Here is an 18539-nt window from a genome sequence, read left to right on the forward strand (position 1 = left end):
GACCCGGCCCGCGGACCGGGGTGACGGTCGCACCTCAGCGCGCGGTGAAGGCGAGCGGGTCGGCCCCGCCACGCCTGCCGGCGTCGAGGGCGTCCATCGCGGCCATCTGCGCATCGGTGAGCTCGAAGTCGAAGATGGCGAAGTTCTCCTCGATGCGGTGCGGAGTCACGGACTTGGGGAACACGATGATCCCGCGCTGGATGTGCCAGCGCAGCGTGACCTGTGCCGGTGTCCGCCCGACCTCGGCGGCGACGGCGACGATGCCCGGCTCGTCCAGCTCGCCGCGCCCCTGGCCGAGGGGACCCCATGCCTCGGTCCGGATGCCGAGCGATTCGTCATACGCAACCAGGTCGGGTTGCGCGAACGTCGGGTGGAGTTCGATCTGGTTCACAGCCGGGACGACGTCGGTCGCCGCGATGACGGCATCCAGGTGGTCGGCGTTGAAGTTCGAGACACCGATGGACGTCGTGAGCCCCTCGTCCCGGAACGCGATCAGGCTCTCCCACGCACCGACGTACTCGCCGAACATGGGCTGCGGCCAGTGGATGAGGTAGAGGTCGACGTGGTCGAGGCCCAGTCGCGTGAGCGACTCCTCGATGGCGGCGCGCGCCTTCCCGGGCGTCTGGCTGTCGTTCCACAGCTTCGTGGTGACGAACAGGTCCTCTCGCGGGATGCCTGATTCGCGGATCGCCTGGCCGACGCCGGCCTCGTTGCCGTACACGGCTGCGGTGTCGATGTGGCGGTACCCGGCCTCGAGCGCCGTCCGGACGGATGCGACGATGTCGTCGTTGGAGACCTTGAAGACCCCGAAGCCGAACTGGGGGATCTCGTGGCCGTCGTTGAGGGTCAGGTGCGGCACGTTCATAACGCTCCTCTTCGTCGTTCAGCTCATCCCACGTTAGTCCCTCGGGAACCCCGGGGCCGCCATGCGAGAATGCACGCATGCTCTCTCTCCCCTCACTTCTCAGTGCCCGGCTGCGCGCGGTCGCCGGGATCGACCCGGAGCTGCGGCCCGCCACGAAGCCGCAGTTCGGCCATTACCAGTCCAATGTGGCGTTGCGCCTGGCGAACGCCGAGGGGGCCAGGCCGCGCGACGTCGCGCAGCGGATCGTGTCCGAGGTGGAGCTGGACGATCTGTGCGAGCCTCTGGAGGTGGCAGGGCCGGGCTTCATCAACCTCCGCATCAAGGCATCCGTGCTGGCGGCGGTCGTCTCGGACATCCTCACCGACGCCGACGCCGGAGTGAACGTCGTCGCCGATCCGCAGACGGTCGTCATCGACTACTCGGCTCCCAACGTGGCCAAGCAGATGCACGTGGGGCACCTGCGGTCGACCATCATCGGCGACTGCTTCCGCCGCGTGCTGTCCGCGCAGGGCCACAAGGTCATCGCCGCGAACCACATCGGCGACTGGGGAACCCAGTTCGGGATGCTGGTGGAGCACATCCTGGAGCAGGGCGTCGACGTGTCGGCGTTGGGTCTCGAGGGTGCAGCGGCGCTGTACCGGGAGGCCAATGCGCATTTCAAGGACGATCCCGAGTTCGCGGAGCGGGCGCGCCACCGGGTTGTGGCGCTGCAGTCCGGCGATCCCGAGACGCGCGCGATCTGGCAGTTGCTCATCGACGTCTCCAAAGCGGGCTTCAACGAGGCGTACCGGCGTCTCGGCGTCCTGCTCACCGACGACGATCTGATGGGGGAGTCCCGCTACAACGACATGCTGCCCGCCGTCGTGACCGACCTCGAGTCGTCCGGGATCGCCGTCATCGACGACGGCGCGCTGTGCGTGTTCCTCACCGACGACGAGGCCCCTCTCATCGTCCGCAAGTCCGACGGGGGATTCGGGTACTCGGCGACCGACCTGGCCGCCGTGCGATACCGCGTGGACATCCTGCATGCCGACCGGATCATCTACGTTGTCGGTGCCCCGCAGGCCCACCATTTCGAACAGGTGTTCACGGTCGCACGCCGGGTCGGGTGGCTTCCGGAGCGCGTTTCGGCCGAGCACGTCGGGTTCGGCTCGATCCTCGGGGAGGACGGCAAGCCGTTCAAGACGAGGGACGGCTCGACCGTCACACTGGCGTCGCTGCTGGATGCCGCCGAAGAGGTCGCGGCGCGGCCCATCGCCATCGCCGCAGTGAAGTACGCCGACCTGTCGAACAGCCTCCACAAGGACTACACGTTCGCCGTCGAGCGGATGGTGGCGACCACCGGGAACACCGGTCCCTATCTGCAGTACGCGCACGCTCGCGTGTCGCAGATCCTGCGCAAGGCGCAGGCCGAGGGTATCGACTTCGATGTGGTGTCGGTGCTGACCGAGCCTGCCGAGCACACGCTGGCTCTGCTGCTGAGCCGCTTCGGGGAGGCTGTGGACGAGGTCGCCGAGACGTTGCAGCCGCATCGCCTGTGCGGGTATCTGTACGAGGTGGCGACGTCCTTGTCGGTGTTCTACGAACAGTGCCCGGTGCTGAAGAGCGAGGGCGCGGTGCGCGCCTCACGGCTCGCATTGTGCCGGGCGACGCAGCAGGTGCTCGCCAAGGGCCTCGACCTCCTCGGCATCGAGGCGCCCGAACGAATGTGACCGGCGCCGCTCCGGGGCGGGAACGCAGGCTCTGAGGGGTCAGCGCCAGTGGAGATGAGGGAAGCCCAGGCCGGGGTGCGGTTCGTCGCCCGGACGCGGCCAGCCGAGCGCCTCCGAGCGCGTCGCCGGCGCAGTCGCGGACCCGGAGGAGCGCCCCGGCCCGGTCTGCGCGCCGGCGGTGCCGTCGGACGTCGCGTGGGTGGAGGCGACGATCTCCTGCTCGGCGAACGCCCGGGCCTGCGCAGGCTCGAGATGCTTGGCGACCATCGAAATGACCCCTCCCACGGTATGGAGCTGAACGTCAGCGAGCCCCAGGCGTCGCTGAAGCGGACCTTGCACGACCCGGACCGACTGTACCCGTCTGTGGGGGACGAGCGCCTTGTGCCGGCTGAACAGTCCCGCCGCCGTGATGGCGAGGACGGCGTCGGCGCCGTAGCGCAGTGTGTGGGCGGTGACGGGGCGCAGCCAGCGTGCCCGCCGAGGGGAGCCGTGCAACACGACGGCGTCCGGGTCGGCCTGCGGCCACAGTGCGGCGAGCGCGGCATCCACCTGCTCACGGCGTCCCGCCGGCATGAGGATGCTGCTGCGTGACGAGCCGGTGTCGTCCATGTCCTCGGTGTGGGCGCCGAGGACGTCCATGTCGACGCGGAACAGCCCGAGCGGGCGCCACAGCAGCGCCTGGCTGATCCGCAGGGCCTGGATCCGGCGCGGCGGCAGCGCCTGGCTCGTGAGCGACGTCAGGCCCCGGGTGATCTTCAACCCGGCACCGGAGCGGGCGAGCACGTAATTGAACTGGGTGAGCGCGACCTTGTTGAGGTATCCGAATGCGCTGAGGGCGAGACCGATGAGGGCCGCCGGCGCGATCCAGCCCGCTCCGAGCAGGAGTGGCGGGACGGCCACGACGACCGCGATGAGGATCGTGACGTACACCTCGGACGACAGCAGGGCGGCCGTGATCAGCGCTCCGGGGCCGATCCGGGTGATGACCAGGTCGGAGCCGCCCACGTCCTGCAGGATGGATCCGCTCACGGGTGTCGCGGCGACCGTGGCGGATTCCCCGTGCGCCCGCAGGAGGAGGTAGTCGCGGAACCGGTAGGCCTGGTCGCGGCGTAGGAAGCGCAGCCGGGTGGGCTGGTCGGCGCCGGCGTCGATGACGAGTTCGGCGAGGCCGAAGAGGCGGGCCGTGAACGGCTGGATGACCTCGACCCCTTGCACCTTCGTGAAGGGGATGCGGCGCGACTGCCGGAACACGGCGCCCGATTCGATGCGCAACTCGTCCTCGTCGATGACGAAGCGGGTGAAGTACCACGACGCGAACATGACGAGAAGGATCAGCAGCAGGACTCCCGCGATGCCGTAGTACACGGTGGCGCCGAGCCTCCACTCCAGCGGGTTGAGGGGCCTGCGGCCGTTGGCGAGATCGGAGATCGTCTCGCGCCCGAGATAGAGCACGATGCCGAGCACCGCGATCCAGCCGCGCAGCAGTGGCGTGGCCGGGTGGGGCCGCTCGGTGCGCCGTGGCGGCGCATCCGGCCCGGCCGGATCGACGCCGCCTGGGACGCCGGCGTCCCGAGGGTCGCTCACAGGCCCGTCGAGCGGCTCTCGCCCCGCTCGCTGAGGCTGTCGCGCAGACGTTCGGCCTCCGCCCGGGCCAATCCGGGGATGCGGGCGTTGGACTCGGCGCTGGCGGTGACGAGCTCGACCGCGGCGAGTCCGAACGCGCGGTCGAGCGGCCCGGCCTGGACGTGGACGACCTGCATTCGGCCGTACGGGACGATCGTCAACGAGCGCCACCACAATCCCGAGGTGATGTAGAGGGCGTCCTCACGCTCGGCATACCCCCACCGCCGGAACCATCGGCCGAGCCGGAGCTGTCGCCAGGCGATGATGCCGAGTCCGGCGACGCCTGCCACCCAGGGCCACGGACCGCGCACGAGGACGGCCAGCGGGATGACGACTGCCATGACCGCGACCCCCCAGCCGGTCAGCGACGTGATCCGTTTCACGGTCAGGTAGGCGGGCGCCGGCCGGGTCCAGTGCGCGGCCGGCGGGGCGAAGAGCGCGTCGTCCATGGGACGAGCCTAGGCAATTCGCGACACGGGGGCCTTCTCGCGGCAGAAGCTCAGGACGCGGATGCCCCGTGCCCACCGCCGTTCGAGCCTTTGGGAGGTTTGACGTCCGCGCCGCCGAAGAGCGCGAACCCCTTGACGATGATCGTCGGCAGGCGCTGGTCTATCTCGTGCGGGACCTGGATCTCCATGCCTCCGAACAGACCGCCGGAGGTGCGGTCGATCACCCGCGCGTGTGCGGGGACCATCACGCTGACTCCGCCGAATGCGGCGAACACGGTCACCTCGACGACGTCGCTGGTGAAGGTCGCGCGGCTCATGTCGATCTCGGCACCTCCGAAGGCCGCCGTGATGTGGATCTTCGGAGGAACGACCCAGTTCCCCTTGCGGGTGGCGCCGCCGAAGACCGCCACGATCGTGTCGGACGACTCGGAGTCCTGGGAGAGGGGCGTGGCGGGGGTTTCCGGTGCGGGGGAGGTCACGGTGTACGTCGGTGGCTGATCGACCGGGACCAGGTCGCGAGTGAGCGGAATGAGATCGTCGAACGTCTGCGCGTCCCGGGCGCCGGCCTGCCGTGACTCGAGCTCGTCGGGCGTGAGGCGCCCGTCGTCGTACGCGGTCTGCAGGAGATGGAGCACCTGCTGCTTGTCCGCCTCGGAGACGGGCTTGTCCCCGCCGACGGCCGGCCCGACGTCGGTGGGCTCGTGAAAGCTGCTCATACCGGCACGTTATGCCCCGCGGCGCGCGTCAGACAGGGCTCGGCGACGATCACGGGGGAGGGCCAGGGCGATCCCTGACGGGGACGAGAACGAGGCCCGTCGCGCTTTTGTCGCCTGTTACCCGTTGGTAGAATCGCCCTCGTGAGTCGAAACCCCCCGCTTGCCCCGGCGTCCTCCATGATCGATCCCGGATCCACCTTGACGTGGGACGTCGCGGCCGCCCGATCGGCCGCGGCGGCCCATCTCTGGCATACCGGCGCCCTGTGGGCCCACGTGCAGGGTGTCGGAGCGCTGGGCGAGTCCTGGCTGGCGACAGGTCGTGTCCCCGGGCGCGTCGCCGTCGCGGCGTGGCTTCTCGAGATCGGGCATGGACCGCTGGTCCGTGACACGGGTTTCCCGCCGCTCGACGGCGCCCGGTTCCTCGACGCGGTGCGCGCACCGGCGTGCGTCGTGTCCCTGGTGGCGTACCACTCGGGCGCGCGAGCCGAGGCCGAGGAGCGTGGCCTGGCCAGGGAGCTGTCGCAGTTCCGGCAGCCGCCGCCGGCCGATCTCGACCTGCTCACGCTGTTGGAGCTCTCCGTCGGTTCCAGCGGGCAGCCGATGGAGCCGGAACGCCGCCTGGCCGAGGTCGTCGTCGACCATGACCCGGTCGGCCGGAGAGCGGTTGAGCGCTCCCGGAACGATCTCCTCGCCGCGGTGGCGCGCGCCGCCGCCCGGGTCGGCGTCTGACGATCCGCGCCACGGCCGCGGCCGCCCTCGCGTCGCGGCGGGCGTGCCGCGTCGGCGACATGCGAGGGGCTGCCGGATTGGCTAGACTGTCAGGGCTGTTGCAGACTGCGGGCGTAGTTCAATGGCAGAACAGCAGCTTCCCAAGCTGCCAGTGCGGGTTCGATTCCCGTCGCCCGCTCCATGAGGGCCTCGGCGTGACGACGCTTCGGGCCGGGTAGCTACGCCAAGGCCGCGAAGCTACCGGTCCCCCGGTAGTTTCGCGGCCTTGGCGTAGCTACGTCCCTTCTTGCGGCCGACCCTGGCCGGGACGTGTCGCCGCCCAGGTCTCAGACGATGCCCGTCGTGCCCAGGAGCGACCCGATCAGCCAGGTCGCCAGCAGCGCCAGTAGGCCGCCCCCGACGAGCCGGAGGGTTGCACGACGCTTCCCGCTGCCGCCGATGTGAGCCGACAGCGACCCGGTGAGGGCGAGGGCCACCAGCACCGCGGCGAAGGTGATGGGCACGCGGAGGCCGGCGGGCGGGAGCAGGATCGCGAGCAGGGGGAGCAGCGCGCCGAAGGTGAACGAGACCGCCGACGACAGGGCGGCGTGTCCGGGGCTGACGAGATCGTCGGCGTCCATGTGGAGTTTCACCTCCAGATGTGCGGCCAGGGCATCGTGCGCCGTGAGTTCCCTGGCGACGGTGTCGGCGGTCGAGGCGGAGAGACCCCGCCGGCGGTAGAGCAAGGCGAGCGTGGCGAGCTCGGCGTCGGGCCGGGTGGCGAGGTCGTGACGCTCCCGCGCGATGAGCGCTCGCTCGCTGTCGCGCTGACTGCTGACCGAGACGTACTCGCCCAGGGCCATCGAGATGGCCCCACCGACCAGCCCGGCGATGCCTGCGGTCGCGAGCGCCGAGGTGCTCGTGGTCGCGCCCGCGACACCGACCACCAAGGACGCGACGGACACGATGCCGTCGTTGGCCCCCAGCACGCCCGCGCGCAGCCAGTTCAGACGGCGCCCGATCTGCCGGTCGTCGGTTTCGATAGCGGGAATCACCTCGGTCACAGGCATAGTCAAGCAATGCCCGAGAATTCCTTCAACGAAGGTTCGGCTAACCAAATAGCCGGTTAGGTCGGCCTTATGCGAAGTGCGGTATCCCTGTACGGCAAGGCGTTTCCAGATCGCCGTGCGTTCGGGCCGAGAAATAACCCAAGAAAATGGATGAAAAGATTCCGCGGGATCTTCGGCTCGTGACCGGTGTGGCGCGGGGCGCCGGGCCCGGGCCTCGCCGGGACAAGACGTCGGTGCGGGATCGCCCGGCCGCCGGCCGCACGCACGCCTTAGGCTGGCGCCATGACCGCCACCGATCCCGTCGCGCCGCTGCTCGCGCCCGCCGCCGCCTACCCCGACCCCGCGGAGGCCCCCGGCCTGCGCTGGGGGATCCTCGCCGCGGGAGGGATCGCGCATCGGTTCGCGACGGAGATTCCCCGGCATACCGCCTCGACGATCGCCGCCGTCGGCTCGCGGAGCCTCGACAGGGCACGTGCCTTCGCGCGTGAGATGGACGTCGCGCGTGCGTACGGCTCCTACGAGGAGCTCGTCGCGGACCCCGGCCTCGACGCCATCTACATCGCATCGCCGCACAGCGAGCACCGCGATCACGCGCTCCTCGCCCTGCAGGCCGGCAAGCCCGTCCTCGTCGAGAAGGCGTTCGCCCGCAGCGCCGCCGAGGCCAGGGAGGTGTTCGCGGCGGCGCAGAGCCGGGGACTGTTCGCGATGGAGGCGATGTGGTCGCGGTTCCTGCCGCACTACCGATCCGTGGTCGCGGCGGTCCGCGGCGGCCTCCTCGGCGAGATCGTCGCGATCAACGCCCAACACGGACAGCACCTCGTCTTCGGTCCCGAGCACCGGCTGTGGAACCCGCGCCTGGCCGGGGGCGCGTTGCTGGACCTCGCGGTCTACCCCCTGTCGTTCGCGCACGCGCTGCTGGGCAAGCCCGACGAGATCCACGCCTTCGGGTCGCTGACCGACCGGGGGGTCGATTCCGCCGAGACCATCGTGCTGCGCCACGGCCCCGTGACGCTCACCGTCGCGCAGGCGTCCATGCTCACAGGGATGGCCAACGCGGCAACCATCTCGGGCACCGACGGCCGCATCGACATCGAGCGCACGTTCTACAACCCGTCCGACGCCGTGCTGACGCTTCACGACGGAAGGACGGAGCGCCTCGCCGGACGACATGCCGGGGGATTCCAGTACGAGGCTGCCGAAGTGGCCCGCCGGATCGCGGCCGGGGAGACCCAGTCGCCGTTGATGACCTGGCAGGACACCATGGAGGTCATGGAGATCATGGACGAGGTGCGGCGCCGGCTCGGAGTCGCGTTCCCCGGTGAGTGACGACGGGGCCGATCGCGGGTGCTCGGACGCCGGGGCGGTCAGACGAGGGAGCGCTCCAGCGCGGTGAGAACCTCGGATGTGCCGGCGTCGAGCCGGACGACGGCCAACTCGTCGGCGCGTGTCGGCCCCCTGTTGATGATCGCGACGGGCTTGCCCACCTTCGCGGCATGACGCACGAACCGTAGCCCCGACATGACCGTGAGCGACGATCCGGCGACCACCAGGGCATCGGCGTCGTCGACCATCGAATAGCTGAGCTGCACCCGCGGGCTCGGCACGGACTCGCCGAAGAACACGACGTCGGGCTTGAGGATGCCGCCGCACACGCCGCAGGAGACCAGCCGCACCCATTGCCAGTCGGTGACCTCGGCATCGCCGTCGGGCCGCAGCCGTTCGGGCGTCCGATAGTCCGGGCTGTCGGGCGGTTGGGGCAGGCGGTCGCGCCAGCCCGGGTTGGCGTCCTCCAGCGCCTCCAGCATGCTCTCGCGAGCCACGATCGCTCCGCACGACAGACACCTCACCTGTGCCAGCGTGCCGTGCAACTCGACGACGCCGTCGCTGCCCGCCGCCTGGTGGAGACCGTCCACGTTCTGCGTGATGATGCCCCGGAGGCGTCTGTCGGTGAGGCCGGCGAGGGCGCGATGCCCGGCGTTCGGCTGCGCCGATCCGATGGTCGTCCAGCCCACCATCGCCCGTGCCCAGTACCGCCGCCGGTGCGCCTCGGAGGACAGGAACTCCTGGAACATGAGCGGCTTGGTGGGACGCGCATGGGGGCCGCGGTAGTCGGGGATGCCGGAGTCGGTGCTGATGCCGGCGCCGGTCAGCGCCACCCAGCGAGCGTCGCGGAGAAGAGAGGTGAGGTCGGAGATGGATACGGGCACGCTTCGGTTATACCTCACCGAACCGCACCCCGCCCGGGCGCCGCGACCGGACGCGACCCGGGGGTCAGTGCGTGTCTTCATGATGAGAACTGGCCTTGCCCATCCTTCGATGTACCTTCATGTCTGAGCCCGCCCACGGCGCGTCTACCCGGTAAGGGCGCGCCCAGCCCGCAGTCGGTGGGGGTGGCTGCCCGCTCAAGCCGGGCCGGGTCCGAGAGAAGCCCTCGCGCTACGGGGGCGATGAGCCTCTCGCTGCGAGACGCGCCCTAGTAGTGTCATGCGTGGACAGGCGTTCAGGGGTTCGGGCGCTCACGCCGCGGGCGAAGCGCCGGCCGCCGCGAGGGCTTGAGCCGGAGACCGACGGGAGGCGACCCTGTGACCAGCGACCCGCGTGGACACGAGCAGGAGCCGCCGGTCGGCATGCCCGATTTCGTCGCGCCGACGAGCAGCGCCTGGGCGGCCGGTCTCGGCCCCGCGGGCACACCAGGGCCCGAGACCGGTGCCGACCGCGCCGTCCCGCCCCCGCAGCAGCCCACGCCGCCCTCGGCGGCACCCGCCCCGCAGCCGGCTCCGGCCGTCGCGTACCCCGGGCCCGGCACCGGCACGCCCGCCACGGCCTATCCGGCGCCGTTCGGACCACCCGGGAGCGGTGCGGCCCAGCCGGGCTGGGCCGCACCCGCCGGGCCTCCGGCAGGAGCGAACGGGCCCGCCGAGCGCGTCGGACGCGGACTCGCCGCCATGGCGGGCGCGATTCTGCCGGGTCTCGTCGCCGCCTGGTATCTGGCCGGCATCGGGCTCCTCCGGCTCGCGGCATACGTCGCGATGGCCTGGCTGGCCACGACGCTGTACCGGCTGGCGGCGGGCAGCCGGCCGCAGCGGGGCCGGATCGCGGTCGGCATCGTCTTGGCGGTGGCGACGCTGGCGTACTGGTTCTTGGTGACGGCGGAGCCGTGGTGGGCCTTCGGGAGCGCGTTCGAGTTCGCCGAGCGGCTCACCTTCACCCTCTCCATGGGCTTCGCGGCAGACAACGCAGCGACGAACGCCGGTTCCCTCATCGTCTTCGGCATCGCCTACGCCGTGTGCCTGAGCGTCTTCGTGGTCCGCTCGGCGCCCGTGCGCCGCAGCTCCTGGTGAGCCTCCGGGCCCGTGCGGGGAGCCTCCGCACGGTCCGCCGGTAGGCCCGGTTCGCGCCGAGCGCGCAGATGCTGGTTCTCCCGGGCGCCCCGGTCGCGACCGGCGGGCAAATCTACACTGGCGATCGAAACTGACCCTTCGACATTTCCGCTCTGCGTGACAAAGGAGTACACATGCTCATCGGCTTGAAGGAAGCCCTCGAGTTCGGCGAGAAGAACAACTGCGGCATCGCGTCGATCAACACCCCGACGCTCGAGATGCTGGTGGCGACGATCAAGGTGGCGGAGCGGCACAACATCCCGCTGATCATTCAGCACGCCGAGGTCCACGAGTCGGTCAACACGATCGAGAACATCGGGCCCGCGATGGTCGAGCTGGCCAAGCGCTCCAGCGCCCCCCTCGTCGTGCACGTCGACCACGGCGAGACGTTCGACTACGTGAAGCGTGGCTTCGACGTCGGCTTCAACTCCGCCATGTACGACGGCTCGCGCCTGCCCTACGAGGAGAACCTGGCGACCACGAAGCGGGTCGTCGCCCTCGCCAACGAGTACGGCTACGGCATCGAGGCCGAGCTCGGCGTCATGCCCGGCCGTGAGGACGGCGCCGACTCGACCACCGGCATCGGCGACGAGTCGCTCTACACCGATCCCGACCTGGCTGCGGAGTTCGTCGCGCAGACCGGCGTCACGGCGCTGGCATGCTCCTTCGGCACCGTCCACGGGCTGTACAAGGCCGACCCGAAGATCAACTACGAGCTCATCTCGACGCTGCGGCAGCGCACCGGCGTGCCGATCGTCATGCACGGCGGATCCGGCTTGAGCCCGGCGGAGTACCGCGAGTGCATCTCCCGCGGGGTGAAGAAGATCAACTACTACACCTACGCCGACAAGGCCGCGCTCGAAGCCGTCAAGCAACTGCTCGTCGACAAGCCCGACACGTACGTGTTCGTCGCCGCGGCGGTGGCGGCCGGTCTCGCCATCGAGAAGAACATCGACACCCTCGTCCAGTGCCTGTACGAGGGCCATGTGAACTGATCTGCGAGGAAAGGGCGTGCGGATGCTCCGCACGCCCTTTCCTTATGCCCTTCGGGTGGGTCGCTATGCGCGTCTCGGGCGGCGCTCAGCGGTATCTCGGAAGCGGGCCGTAGGCGATCCGCTCGGGGAGCGCGACACGCGTCACCTTCCATTCCCGGAAGGCGGTCCATGCGTTGAAGTAGCGCCGGCACGGCGGCAGCCACACGACGAGGGCGGCGAGCGCGGCAGGCGCGATGCTCGCGGCCGCGAGCGGCGTGAGCATCAGCGAGAGCAGCGAGACCGCGGCCGCGGCGATCGCGCCCCAGCGGGTCCAGTCCGCTCCTGAGAAGGCGTGGTAGCCGACGAACGCGGTCGCCCCGCCGACGCCGGCGGCGACGACGGCGTTGATGATCGAGAACGCCACGCGAACCCACGAGCCGGGATCTGTCTGCATCCGGGCGTTGATCCAGGACGCCTCGGCGAACGCGGGGATCGAGTTCCACATCACCAGGGCGAGTGCGACGGCCACGATGGCGGTGGCGGCGAGTCCGAGCCCGGCCGCGACCCAGATGAGGATCGGACGGCGCGGCTCGCCGGTGCGCGGACTGAGCGGGGAGCGGTCCCGCGGGGTCTCGTCGGGCGGAGGAAGCGTGGCGATGCCTCCGTCGACCGGCATCGCGACCATCCCGGCCGGTGCGGGAGACCCGGGCGCCGGGGGTGTCACCGAGGTGGCCGGGATGGTCGGTACCGGTGGTCCGGGACGGGACATGGCGGCGTCGGACGACTCGGCCGGTGGCAGGCTCATGCGCGCTCCTTTCGGAAGTCCAGCTTAGAACGTGCCGGTGGCCGCCCAGGACGCGCGTCCCGGACGGCCACCTGGCCTGTATCGGGTATGGATCAGGCGGGAAGCATCGTGCCGGTCTCCAGGAACCGGACATGCCAACTCAGCGCCTGCCGCAGGTCGTGCGGCGTCTGCTGGCCGTTCGCGGTCTTCGTCGCATGGTCGAAGTACTCCTGCAGCATGTCCTTGTAGGCCGGATGCGCGCAGTTCTCGATGATCTTCTTCGCGCGCCTCCGCGGTGCGAGCCCCCGCAGGTCGGCGAGGCCCTGCTCGGTGATGAGCACCTGCACGTCATGCTCGGTGTGGTCGTGGTGCGACACCATCGGCACGATGCACGAGATCGCGCCGCCCTTGGCCACCGACGGCGTGACGAACGCCGAGATGTACGCGTTGCGGGTGAAGTCGGCCGAACCGCCGATGCCGTTCTGCATGCGCGAGCCCATGACGTGGGTCGAGTTCACGTTGCCGTAGATGTCGGCCTCGATCATGCCGTTGCACGCGATGACGCCGAGGCGGCGGATCATCTCGGGATGGTTCGAGATCTCCTGCGGCCGGAGGATGATCTTGTGCGCGTAGTCCTGCGCCTCGCGGTTCATCTTCGCGGCGTACTCGGGCGACAGCGAGAAGGCCGTGGCGGACGCGACCGTCATCTTGCCGGCGTCCAGCAGGTCGACCATGCCGTCCTGGATCACCTCGGTGTACGAGGTGAGCTGCTCGAACGGGCCCTCCATGAGGCCCACGAGCACGGCGTTGGCGACGTTCCCGACCCCGGACTGGAGCGGGAGCAGGTTCTTCGGCAGCCGCCCCTGCTTGACCTCGTTCTGCAGGAAGTCGAGCAGGTACCCGGCGATCTTCTCGGAGTCGGCGTCGGCCGCCTTGAACGGTGTGTTGCGATCCTCGTGGTCGGTCTCGACGACGGCGATGACCTTCTCGGGGTTGATGTTGAAGACGGGCTGGCCGATGCGGTCACCGACGCTGGTGATCATGACCGGCTTGCGGTCGGGTGGGAGGCGGGTGCCGTAGTAGACGTCGTGCATCCCCTCCAGACCCTCGCTCTGCCAGGAGTTCACCTCGAGGATGACCTTGTCGGCCAGGTCCAGGAACGACTTGTTGTTGCCGACCGACGACGACGGGACGGCGGTTCCGTCCTCCTTGATGGACGTGACCTCGATGATGGCGAGGTCGAGCTTTCCCAGCGCGCCCGCCCACACCATCGGGGCCAGGTGGGACAGGTGGATGTCGGCATAGTCGGACGTGCCGTCGTTGATCTTGCGGCGCATCATGGGGTCGGACTGGTACGGGGTGCGGAACTTGATCCCGTCGACCTCGGCGAGCGCCGTGTCCAGCTCAGGAGCCGTGGACGCGCCGGTCCAGACGCCGATCTTGAACTCCTCGCCGCGATCGTGGGCTTCGGCGATCCGGGCCGCAATGGCGCCGGGCAGCAGCTTGGGGTAACCGGAGCCGGTGAACCCGCTCATGCCGACATTCATGTCGTGTTTGACGAACTTCGCTGCTTCTTCGGCCGTGGTGAGTTTGGCTCGAAGAGCAGCGTTCGCGATTCGCGTCATTGCTGGACCCTTCTACAGATTCTGAACTACGAGACAGGCTACCGGGACGGGTTGTCGACTTGGGACGGTTGGGCAATCTCCCGGATCGTGAGCCCGGTCTGCAACTTCGGCGTGAAGAAGGTCGACTTCGGGGGCATCAGCAATCCTTCGCGAGCCGTCGTGACGATCTCGGCCACAGAGGTGGGACGGATGAGGACGGCGGCCGAGAACCGACCGCCGGACAGGGCTTCGACGACCTCCGCGACGCCGTGCTGGTACGTGACGTGTGCGTCCAGTCCGTCCAGCGCGCGTTCCAGCCGGGCGCCGTCGAGGTCCCGGACCCCGTCGAACGCATCGGCACGGGGAGCCAGCCACTCGGTCGAGCCGTCCGGCGCGACGAGCAGCAACCGCCCGGACTCGTCCATCCGACGCAGCGCTGCGGCGTCGGGGGACGGGCCCGGGGAGAGATCGAAGCAGGCCGCCAGGGCCACCCGGAGATCGGCGAACGGAACGCCGGCGTACAGACGGTGGATGGCGGCGACACTGAGCTGGTCGGCGACCAGCTCGTTCAGGAAGGCCAGCGTGGTGTCCGCGCCGCCGGGATCCGCTGCGGCCTCCCGCTCGGCCCGGTAGGTCTGGGCCACGCCGTAGCGGTGGTGCCCGTCGGCGATGAGCACGGCGTCGCGCGCGACGATCTGTTCGATCGCCGCCAATCGCGCAGGATCGGTGACCCGCTCGACGATGTGCGTCACGCCGTCCTCCGTGAGGATGCCCACCGGTTCTCCCGGTTTCTCCAACGCTGCCGTCAATCCCTCGGCGAGCGACAGTCCCCAGACGGGGGACAGATTGGCGCGCGTCGCACGGGTGAGGTCGAGTCGATCGGTCGACGCCTTGGGTGTGATGCGCTCGTGGGGCAGCACCTGCTGCTCGGCGTAGTCGTACACCCCGAGCGCCCCGAGCACGCCCGATGTCTGCCGTGTGGCGCCGGTGGGGTCGGTGAAGCGCATCCGGTAGATCGTGAACGACGGGCGCTCGTCGCGGACGAGGACGCCGGTGCGCACCCACTCCCGCAACGTCGCCGCGGCGGCCTCATAGCTGCCCGGGTCGCCGCTCGGCACGTCCACGTGGACGATGTTGTGCGGGTCGCGGGCGGCGAGAGCCGTGACATCGGCCTCGGACAGGACGTCGTACGGCGGTGCGGTCACGGCGCTCAGGTCCGATCCGGGGGCGTAGCGGAGCGCGGGGAACGGGAAGAATCGCGGCATGACCGCCAACCTATCGGAGCCACGGTGCCGAGCACGGCCGGTCCTGTCCGATCCAGCCGCTGCGCATTCCTGGCCGCCCTGTGCCTGGCCGATCGAGGCGGCGCGGAGGGCCGCACCTGCTGCCGACGGGCGTCTCAGGCGAGGTACTCGGCGAGCCGGCGACGCGCGGGGACCGGCTCGAATCCCGTGGCGGCGAGCTTGTCAAGGTCGAGCGTGCTGTTCCGCGGCCGAGGCGCCACCCCTGCGCGCCCGGCGACGTAGTCCTCGGTGGAGATCGGTGTCACGTCGCCGCGATCCCGTCCGCACAGTTCGAACACGTCGGCCGCGATGTCGGCCCACGACTGCACCGGTCCGGAGTTGGTCACGTTGTACACCCCGGCGGGTGCCTGCACAAAGAGCAGATGGACGATCGCGGCCGCCAGGTCGGGGGCGTAGGTGAGACGGCCCGTCTGGTCGGCGACGACGCGCGCGGGGCGACCCGACCGCGCCAGCCCCTCCATCGTCCGCACGAAGTTGCGGCCGTCGCCGAACACCCAGCTCGTGCGCACGATGTGGTACCGGTCGCCGAGCGTGGCGACGAGGGCGTCCCCCGCGGCCTTCGACTGCCCGTACGCGCCCAGCGGCGCGGGCGCCTCGTCCTCGGGATGGGATCTCCGCGTTCCGTCGAACACGTATTCGCTGGACGGCTGGACGAGATGGATCCGGTGTCGTCGCGCGATCTCGACCAGGCGCGCGACGGCGGTGACGTTGGTCGCCCAGCACGCCGCGCGCCCGGCGTTCGTCTCCGCCGCGTCGACGGCCGTGTAGGCGGCGGCGTTGACGATCGTCGCGACGCCGCGCCAGTCGTACCCGGCCACCGCGGCGGGATCGCCCAGGTCGAGGTCGTCCCGGGTCAGCGCGACGGCCCCGGGCAGCAGCGCGCGCAGCGCCCTGCCGAGCTGGCCGTTCGCCCCCAGCACGACCGTCGTCCTCGGCGGGACCCCTGTGACGTCGCGCAGCCGCGGATGGGTTCGGTCCGCGTCGGACACGATGGCCTCCGCCAGGGGGATCGGCCACGGCACGGCGACCTGCTCGTCGGCGAGGTTCACATAGGCGTACGACGAGCGCGCGGCGGGGCTCCAGTGGTCGTTGACGAGGTACGTGTAGACCGTGTCGGGCGCCAGCGACTGGAAGCCGTTCGCAACCCCTCGCGGCACGAACACGGCCGTCTCGGGGCCGCACTCGAACGACACGCTCCGGCCGAAGCCCGGTCCGGGCCGCAGGTCCACCCAGGCGCCGAAGATGCGCCCGGCCGCGACGGAGACGAGCTTGTCCCACGGCTCGGCGTGCAGTCCGCGGGTCGTGCCGCGGTCGGCGTTGAAACTCTGGTTGGCCTGGACGGGGCCGAAATCGGGCAGGCCGAGCGCCGTCATCTTCTCCCGTTGCCAAGCCTCCTTGAACCATCCCCGAGCGTCGCCGTGGACGGGCAGCGTCAGCCGGAGGAGACCCGGGATCGCGGTGTGCTGCAGGGACAGGTCAGCCATACAGCGAGCGTATCGGGCGCGCGGCAGGTGCCGTGGGTCAGCCCGTGACCTGGCTGGACGGGGGAGCCGTGATCGTCACCGGCTCGTTGAACTTGCTGTTCGTGACGTCGGAGACCGTCTTGATGTCGGAGACCGTGGACGTCATCTGGTAGCGGACCGTCCGGTCGTGCTCGTCGAGCCAGACCTTGTAGCCGCCGAGTTCGGCGCTCGCGTCCGACGGGAGTTCCACGGTCAGCTCGAAGACGCGGGCGGTGGCGCCGTTCACCGTCTCCTCCCCGGTGTACACGGCCTTGGTGAGGTACTCCAGGTACTTGTCCTGCTGCTGGATCGCCCCGGACACGCTGGTGTCGGATGCGTCCTTGGTCCACGTCTTGGCGCCGTCGTCGGAGATGTAGGTGACGCCGTCGATGAGGATGTAGTCGAGGGACTGCTCGCCCGACTTCTGCGTGAGGGTCAGCGACACCGCCGGCTTGTCGGGGTTGCTCCGATCCACGTCGCCCACGACGTCGGCGGCCAGTTCGCCCTCCATGGTCATCGTCACGTGCATGGTCTTGACCGAGTCGGACCCTGCCTGCATCTTCGCGGTGAGGAGCGCCGTGTCGACGGACTGCCCCGGCGTGTACGACTCGGCCGGCGCACTGGTCTGCGTGGGGCTGCTGGCGCCGGTCTGCGCGGCGCCGCCCGGCGCGCTGCACCCGCCGAGGGCGAGTGCGATGGCGAGGCCGGCCGCGCCGACGAGGGCTTTTGTGCGCATGGTGTCACTTCCGTCTTCGGGATCGAGAGCCCGCCCAGTCTCGCAGGCCAGGGGGTCGTCGCCGCCGCCGGCGTGTGGTCCTGCCGGCTACTGGCCGGTGCGCGCGTACTTCGCCTCGGTCTGGTCCTTCATCGGCCGCCACCACGCCTCGTTGTCGCGGTACCAGGCGATCGTGGCGGCGAGCCCCGCGCGGAAGTCCGGGTACACCGGCGCCCAGCCGAGTTCGGCGCGCAACCGGCTCGCGTCGATCGCATAGCGCATGTCGTGGCCCGGCCGGTCGGTGACGTGATCGAAGTCGTCGGGATCGTTGCCCATGAGCTCGAGGATGAGCCGGATCACCGTCACGTTGTTCAGCTCTCCGTCGGCCCCGATGAGGTAGGTCTCGCCGATCGTCCCGGCTTCGAGGATGCGCAGCACCGCGAGGTTGTGATCGCGCACGTGGATCCAGTCGCGGACGTTCAGCCCCGCGCCGTAGAGCCGGGGCCGGACGCCGTCGATGAGGTTCGTGATCTGCCGCGGGATGAACTTCTCGACGTGCTGGTAGGGGCCGTAGTTGTTCGAGCAGTTGGAGATGGTCGCGCGGACGCCGAACGACCGGACCCAGGCGCGCACCAGCAGATCGGAGCCGGCCTTGCTGGCCGAGTAGGGACTCGAGGGGTTGTAGGGCGTCGTCTCGGTGAACCGTGCCGGATCGTCGAGTTCGAGGTCGCCGTACACCTCGTCGGTCGAGATGTGGTGGTAGCGGACGTCGTGATGCCGGACGGCCTGCAACAGCTCGAAGGTGCCCACGATGTTCGTGTCGATGAAGGGCGACGGGTCGAGCAGGGAGTTGTCGTTGTGGGACTCCGCCGCGAAGTGGACGACGGCATCGTGGCGCGGGACGAGGTCGTCCAGCAGGGCTGGATCGGCGACCGACCCGCGGACGAACCGGAACCGCGGCCCGTCGTCGGGCAGACTCGCCCGGTTGCCGGCGTAGCTCAGGGAGTCCAGGACGGTGACGACGTCGTCGGTGGACTCCAACACCTGATGGACGAAGTTCGCACCGATGAAGCCTGCGCCCCCGGTCACGAGAAGTCGGGTCATGACGGGATCCTATGTCCTGTGATTCACTG

At 70.0% G+C, this 18539-nt stretch carries 17 protein-coding genes and 1 tRNA gene; 6 read left to right on the forward strand and 12 right to left on the reverse strand.

Annotated features, from left to right (window positions below):
- Nucleotides 1-34: 34 nt before the first annotated feature.
- Entirely contained in the window at nt 35-865 is an 831-nt protein-coding gene (locus G555_RS0112965; RefSeq protein ID WP_028709186.1) for an aldo/keto reductase, read from the reverse strand.
- 77 nt (nt 866-942) lie between these two features.
- Here G555_RS0112965 and argS point away from each other — a divergent pair, with 77 nt between their 5' ends.
- Complete coding sequence (gene argS / locus G555_RS0112970) at nt 943-2577, forward strand: arginine--tRNA ligase (protein ID WP_028709187.1); 1635 nt, start codon at nt 943-945, stop codon at nt 2575-2577.
- A 39-nt stretch (nt 2578-2616) separates the two neighbouring features.
- On the opposite strand, the gene G555_RS19955 is transcribed toward argS, so the two are convergent.
- From G555_RS19955 to G555_RS19960, 3 genes are read right to left on the reverse strand one after another with little or no spacing between them, the layout of a single operon-like run.
- Nucleotides 2617-4161 carry a PH domain-containing protein gene (locus tag G555_RS19955; RefSeq protein ID WP_051209061.1) on the reverse strand — a complete coding sequence of 515 codons (1545 nt, stop codon included), beginning with the start codon at nt 4159-4161 and terminating at the stop codon, nt 2617-2619.
- On the reverse strand, nt 4158-4649 hold the full coding sequence (locus tag G555_RS0112980; protein WP_028709188.1) for a PH domain-containing protein: 492 nt from the start codon (nt 4647-4649) through the stop codon (nt 4158-4160). Before G555_RS0112980 ends, G555_RS19955 begins: the two co-directional genes overlap by 4 nt.
- A 50-nt stretch (nt 4650-4699) precedes the next feature.
- A complete protein-coding gene (locus G555_RS19960) occupies nt 4700-5365 on the reverse strand; it encodes a DUF1707 SHOCT-like domain-containing protein (protein ID WP_051209063.1) in 666 nt (221 codons plus the stop codon).
- Between the two features lie 141 nt (nt 5366-5506).
- On the opposite strand from G555_RS19960, the gene G555_RS19965 reads away from it, so the two are divergent.
- Nucleotides 5507-6094 carry a hypothetical protein gene (locus G555_RS19965; protein ID WP_156887555.1) on the forward strand — a complete coding sequence of 196 codons (588 nt, stop codon included), beginning with the start codon at nt 5507-5509 and terminating at the stop codon, nt 6092-6094.
- A 107-nt stretch (nt 6095-6201) separates the two neighbouring features.
- Nucleotides 6202-6275 (forward strand) — tRNA-Gly (locus G555_RS0112995).
- A gap of 145 nt (nt 6276-6420) precedes the next feature.
- On the opposite strand, the gene G555_RS0113000 is transcribed toward G555_RS0112995, so the two are convergent.
- Entirely contained in the window at nt 6421-7137 is a 717-nt protein-coding gene (locus G555_RS0113000) for a VIT1/CCC1 transporter family protein (protein ID WP_245581269.1), read from the reverse strand.
- Nucleotides 7138-7425: 288 nt separating this feature from the next.
- Between G555_RS0113000 and G555_RS0113005 the strand changes: the two genes are divergently transcribed.
- Complete coding sequence (locus tag G555_RS0113005) at nt 7426-8469, forward strand: Gfo/Idh/MocA family protein (protein WP_051209070.1); 1044 nt, start codon at nt 7426-7428, stop codon at nt 8467-8469.
- A 38-nt stretch (nt 8470-8507) separates the two neighbouring features.
- Here the strand turns inward: G555_RS0113005 and G555_RS0113010 are convergent, their stop codons facing one another.
- Entirely contained in the window at nt 8508-9350 is an 843-nt protein-coding gene (locus tag G555_RS0113010) for an NAD-dependent protein deacetylase (protein ID WP_028709191.1), read from the reverse strand.
- A 375-nt stretch (nt 9351-9725) separates the two neighbouring features.
- Here G555_RS0113010 and G555_RS22365 point away from each other — a divergent pair, with 375 nt between their 5' ends.
- Together G555_RS22365 and G555_RS19975 are read left to right on the forward strand one after the other, a co-directional pair.
- Nucleotides 9726-10484, forward strand: a complete 759-nt coding sequence (locus G555_RS22365) for a hypothetical protein (RefSeq protein WP_156887556.1) — start codon at nt 9726-9728, stop codon at nt 10482-10484.
- A 173-nt stretch (nt 10485-10657) separates the two neighbouring features.
- Nucleotides 10658-11518, forward strand: a complete 861-nt coding sequence (locus G555_RS19975) for a class II fructose-bisphosphate aldolase (RefSeq protein WP_036922565.1) — start codon at nt 10658-10660, stop codon at nt 11516-11518.
- 85 nt (nt 11519-11603) lie between these two features.
- Here the strand turns inward: G555_RS19975 and G555_RS0113025 are convergent, their stop codons facing one another.
- The 6 genes from G555_RS0113025 to rfbB form a co-directional block, all read right to left on the reverse strand.
- A complete protein-coding gene (locus G555_RS0113025; protein WP_028709193.1) occupies nt 11604-12302 on the reverse strand; it encodes a hypothetical protein in 699 nt (232 codons plus the stop codon).
- A 92-nt stretch (nt 12303-12394) separates the two neighbouring features.
- Nucleotides 12395-13906, reverse strand: coding sequence for a succinyl-CoA:acetate CoA-transferase ScpC (gene scpC / locus G555_RS0113030; protein WP_028709194.1), 1512 nt, complete (start codon nt 13904-13906; stop codon nt 12395-12397).
- A 38-nt stretch (nt 13907-13944) separates the two neighbouring features.
- Nucleotides 13945-15150, reverse strand: coding sequence for a DUF1015 family protein (locus tag G555_RS0113035; protein WP_028709195.1), 1206 nt, complete (start codon nt 15148-15150; stop codon nt 13945-13947).
- Nucleotides 15151-15284: 134 nt separating this feature from the next.
- The gene (locus G555_RS0113040) at nt 15285-16673 is read right to left on the reverse strand and encodes a sugar nucleotide-binding protein (RefSeq protein ID WP_028709196.1); all 1389 of its coding nucleotides are present in this window, start codon (nt 16671-16673) and stop codon (nt 15285-15287) included.
- Between the two features lie 37 nt (nt 16674-16710).
- Nucleotides 16711-17427, reverse strand: a complete 717-nt coding sequence (locus G555_RS0113045; protein ID WP_028709197.1) for a LolA-like protein — start codon at nt 17425-17427, stop codon at nt 16711-16713.
- Nucleotides 17428-17514: 87 nt separating this feature from the next.
- Nucleotides 17515-18510 (reverse strand): dTDP-glucose 4,6-dehydratase, encoded by a 996-nt coding sequence (gene rfbB, locus G555_RS0113050; protein WP_028709198.1) that lies wholly within the window; start codon nt 18508-18510, stop codon nt 17515-17517.
- Nucleotides 18511-18539 lie beyond the last annotated feature (29 nt).

Origin of the sequence: Propionicicella superfundia DSM 22317 (assembly GCF_000423465.1) — a bacterium.
GTDB classification, from domain to species: Bacteria; Actinomycetota; Actinomycetes; order Propionibacteriales; family Propionibacteriaceae; genus Propionicicella; species Propionicicella superfundia.

Coding starts and splice junctions, on each gene's coding strand:
- G555_RS0112965 (WP_028709186.1), bottom strand. CDS start 865: ATGAACGTGCCGCACCTGACCCTCAACGACGGCCACGAGATCCCCCAG.
- argS (WP_028709187.1), top strand. CDS start 943: ATGCTCTCTCTCCCCTCACTTCTCAGTGCCCGGCTGCGCGCGGTCGCC.
- G555_RS0112980 (WP_028709188.1), bottom strand. CDS start 4,649: ATGGACGACGCGCTCTTCGCCCCGCCGGCCGCGCACTGGACCCGGCCG.
- G555_RS19960 (WP_051209063.1), bottom strand. CDS start 5,365: ATGAGCAGCTTTCACGAGCCCACCGACGTCGGGCCGGCCGTCGGCGGG.
- G555_RS0113005 (WP_051209070.1), top strand. CDS start 7,426: ATGACCGCCACCGATCCCGTCGCGCCGCTGCTCGCGCCCGCCGCCGCC.
- G555_RS19975 (WP_036922565.1), top strand. CDS start 10,658: ATGCTCATCGGCTTGAAGGAAGCCCTCGAGTTCGGCGAGAAGAACAAC.
- G555_RS0113025 (WP_028709193.1), bottom strand. CDS start 12,302: ATGAGCCTGCCACCGGCCGAGTCGTCCGACGCCGCCATGTCCCGTCCC.
- scpC (WP_028709194.1), bottom strand. CDS start 13,906: ATGACGCGAATCGCGAACGCTGCTCTTCGAGCCAAACTCACCACGGCC.
- G555_RS0113035 (WP_028709195.1), bottom strand. CDS start 15,150: ATGCCGCGATTCTTCCCGTTCCCCGCGCTCCGCTACGCCCCCGGATCG.
- G555_RS0113040 (WP_028709196.1), bottom strand. CDS start 16,673: ATGGCTGACCTGTCCCTGCAGCACACCGCGATCCCGGGTCTCCTCCGG.
- G555_RS0113045 (WP_028709197.1), bottom strand. CDS start 17,427: ATGCGCACAAAAGCCCTCGTCGGCGCGGCCGGCCTCGCCATCGCACTC.
- rfbB (WP_028709198.1), bottom strand. CDS start 18,510: ATGACCCGACTTCTCGTGACCGGGGGCGCAGGCTTCATCGGTGCGAAC.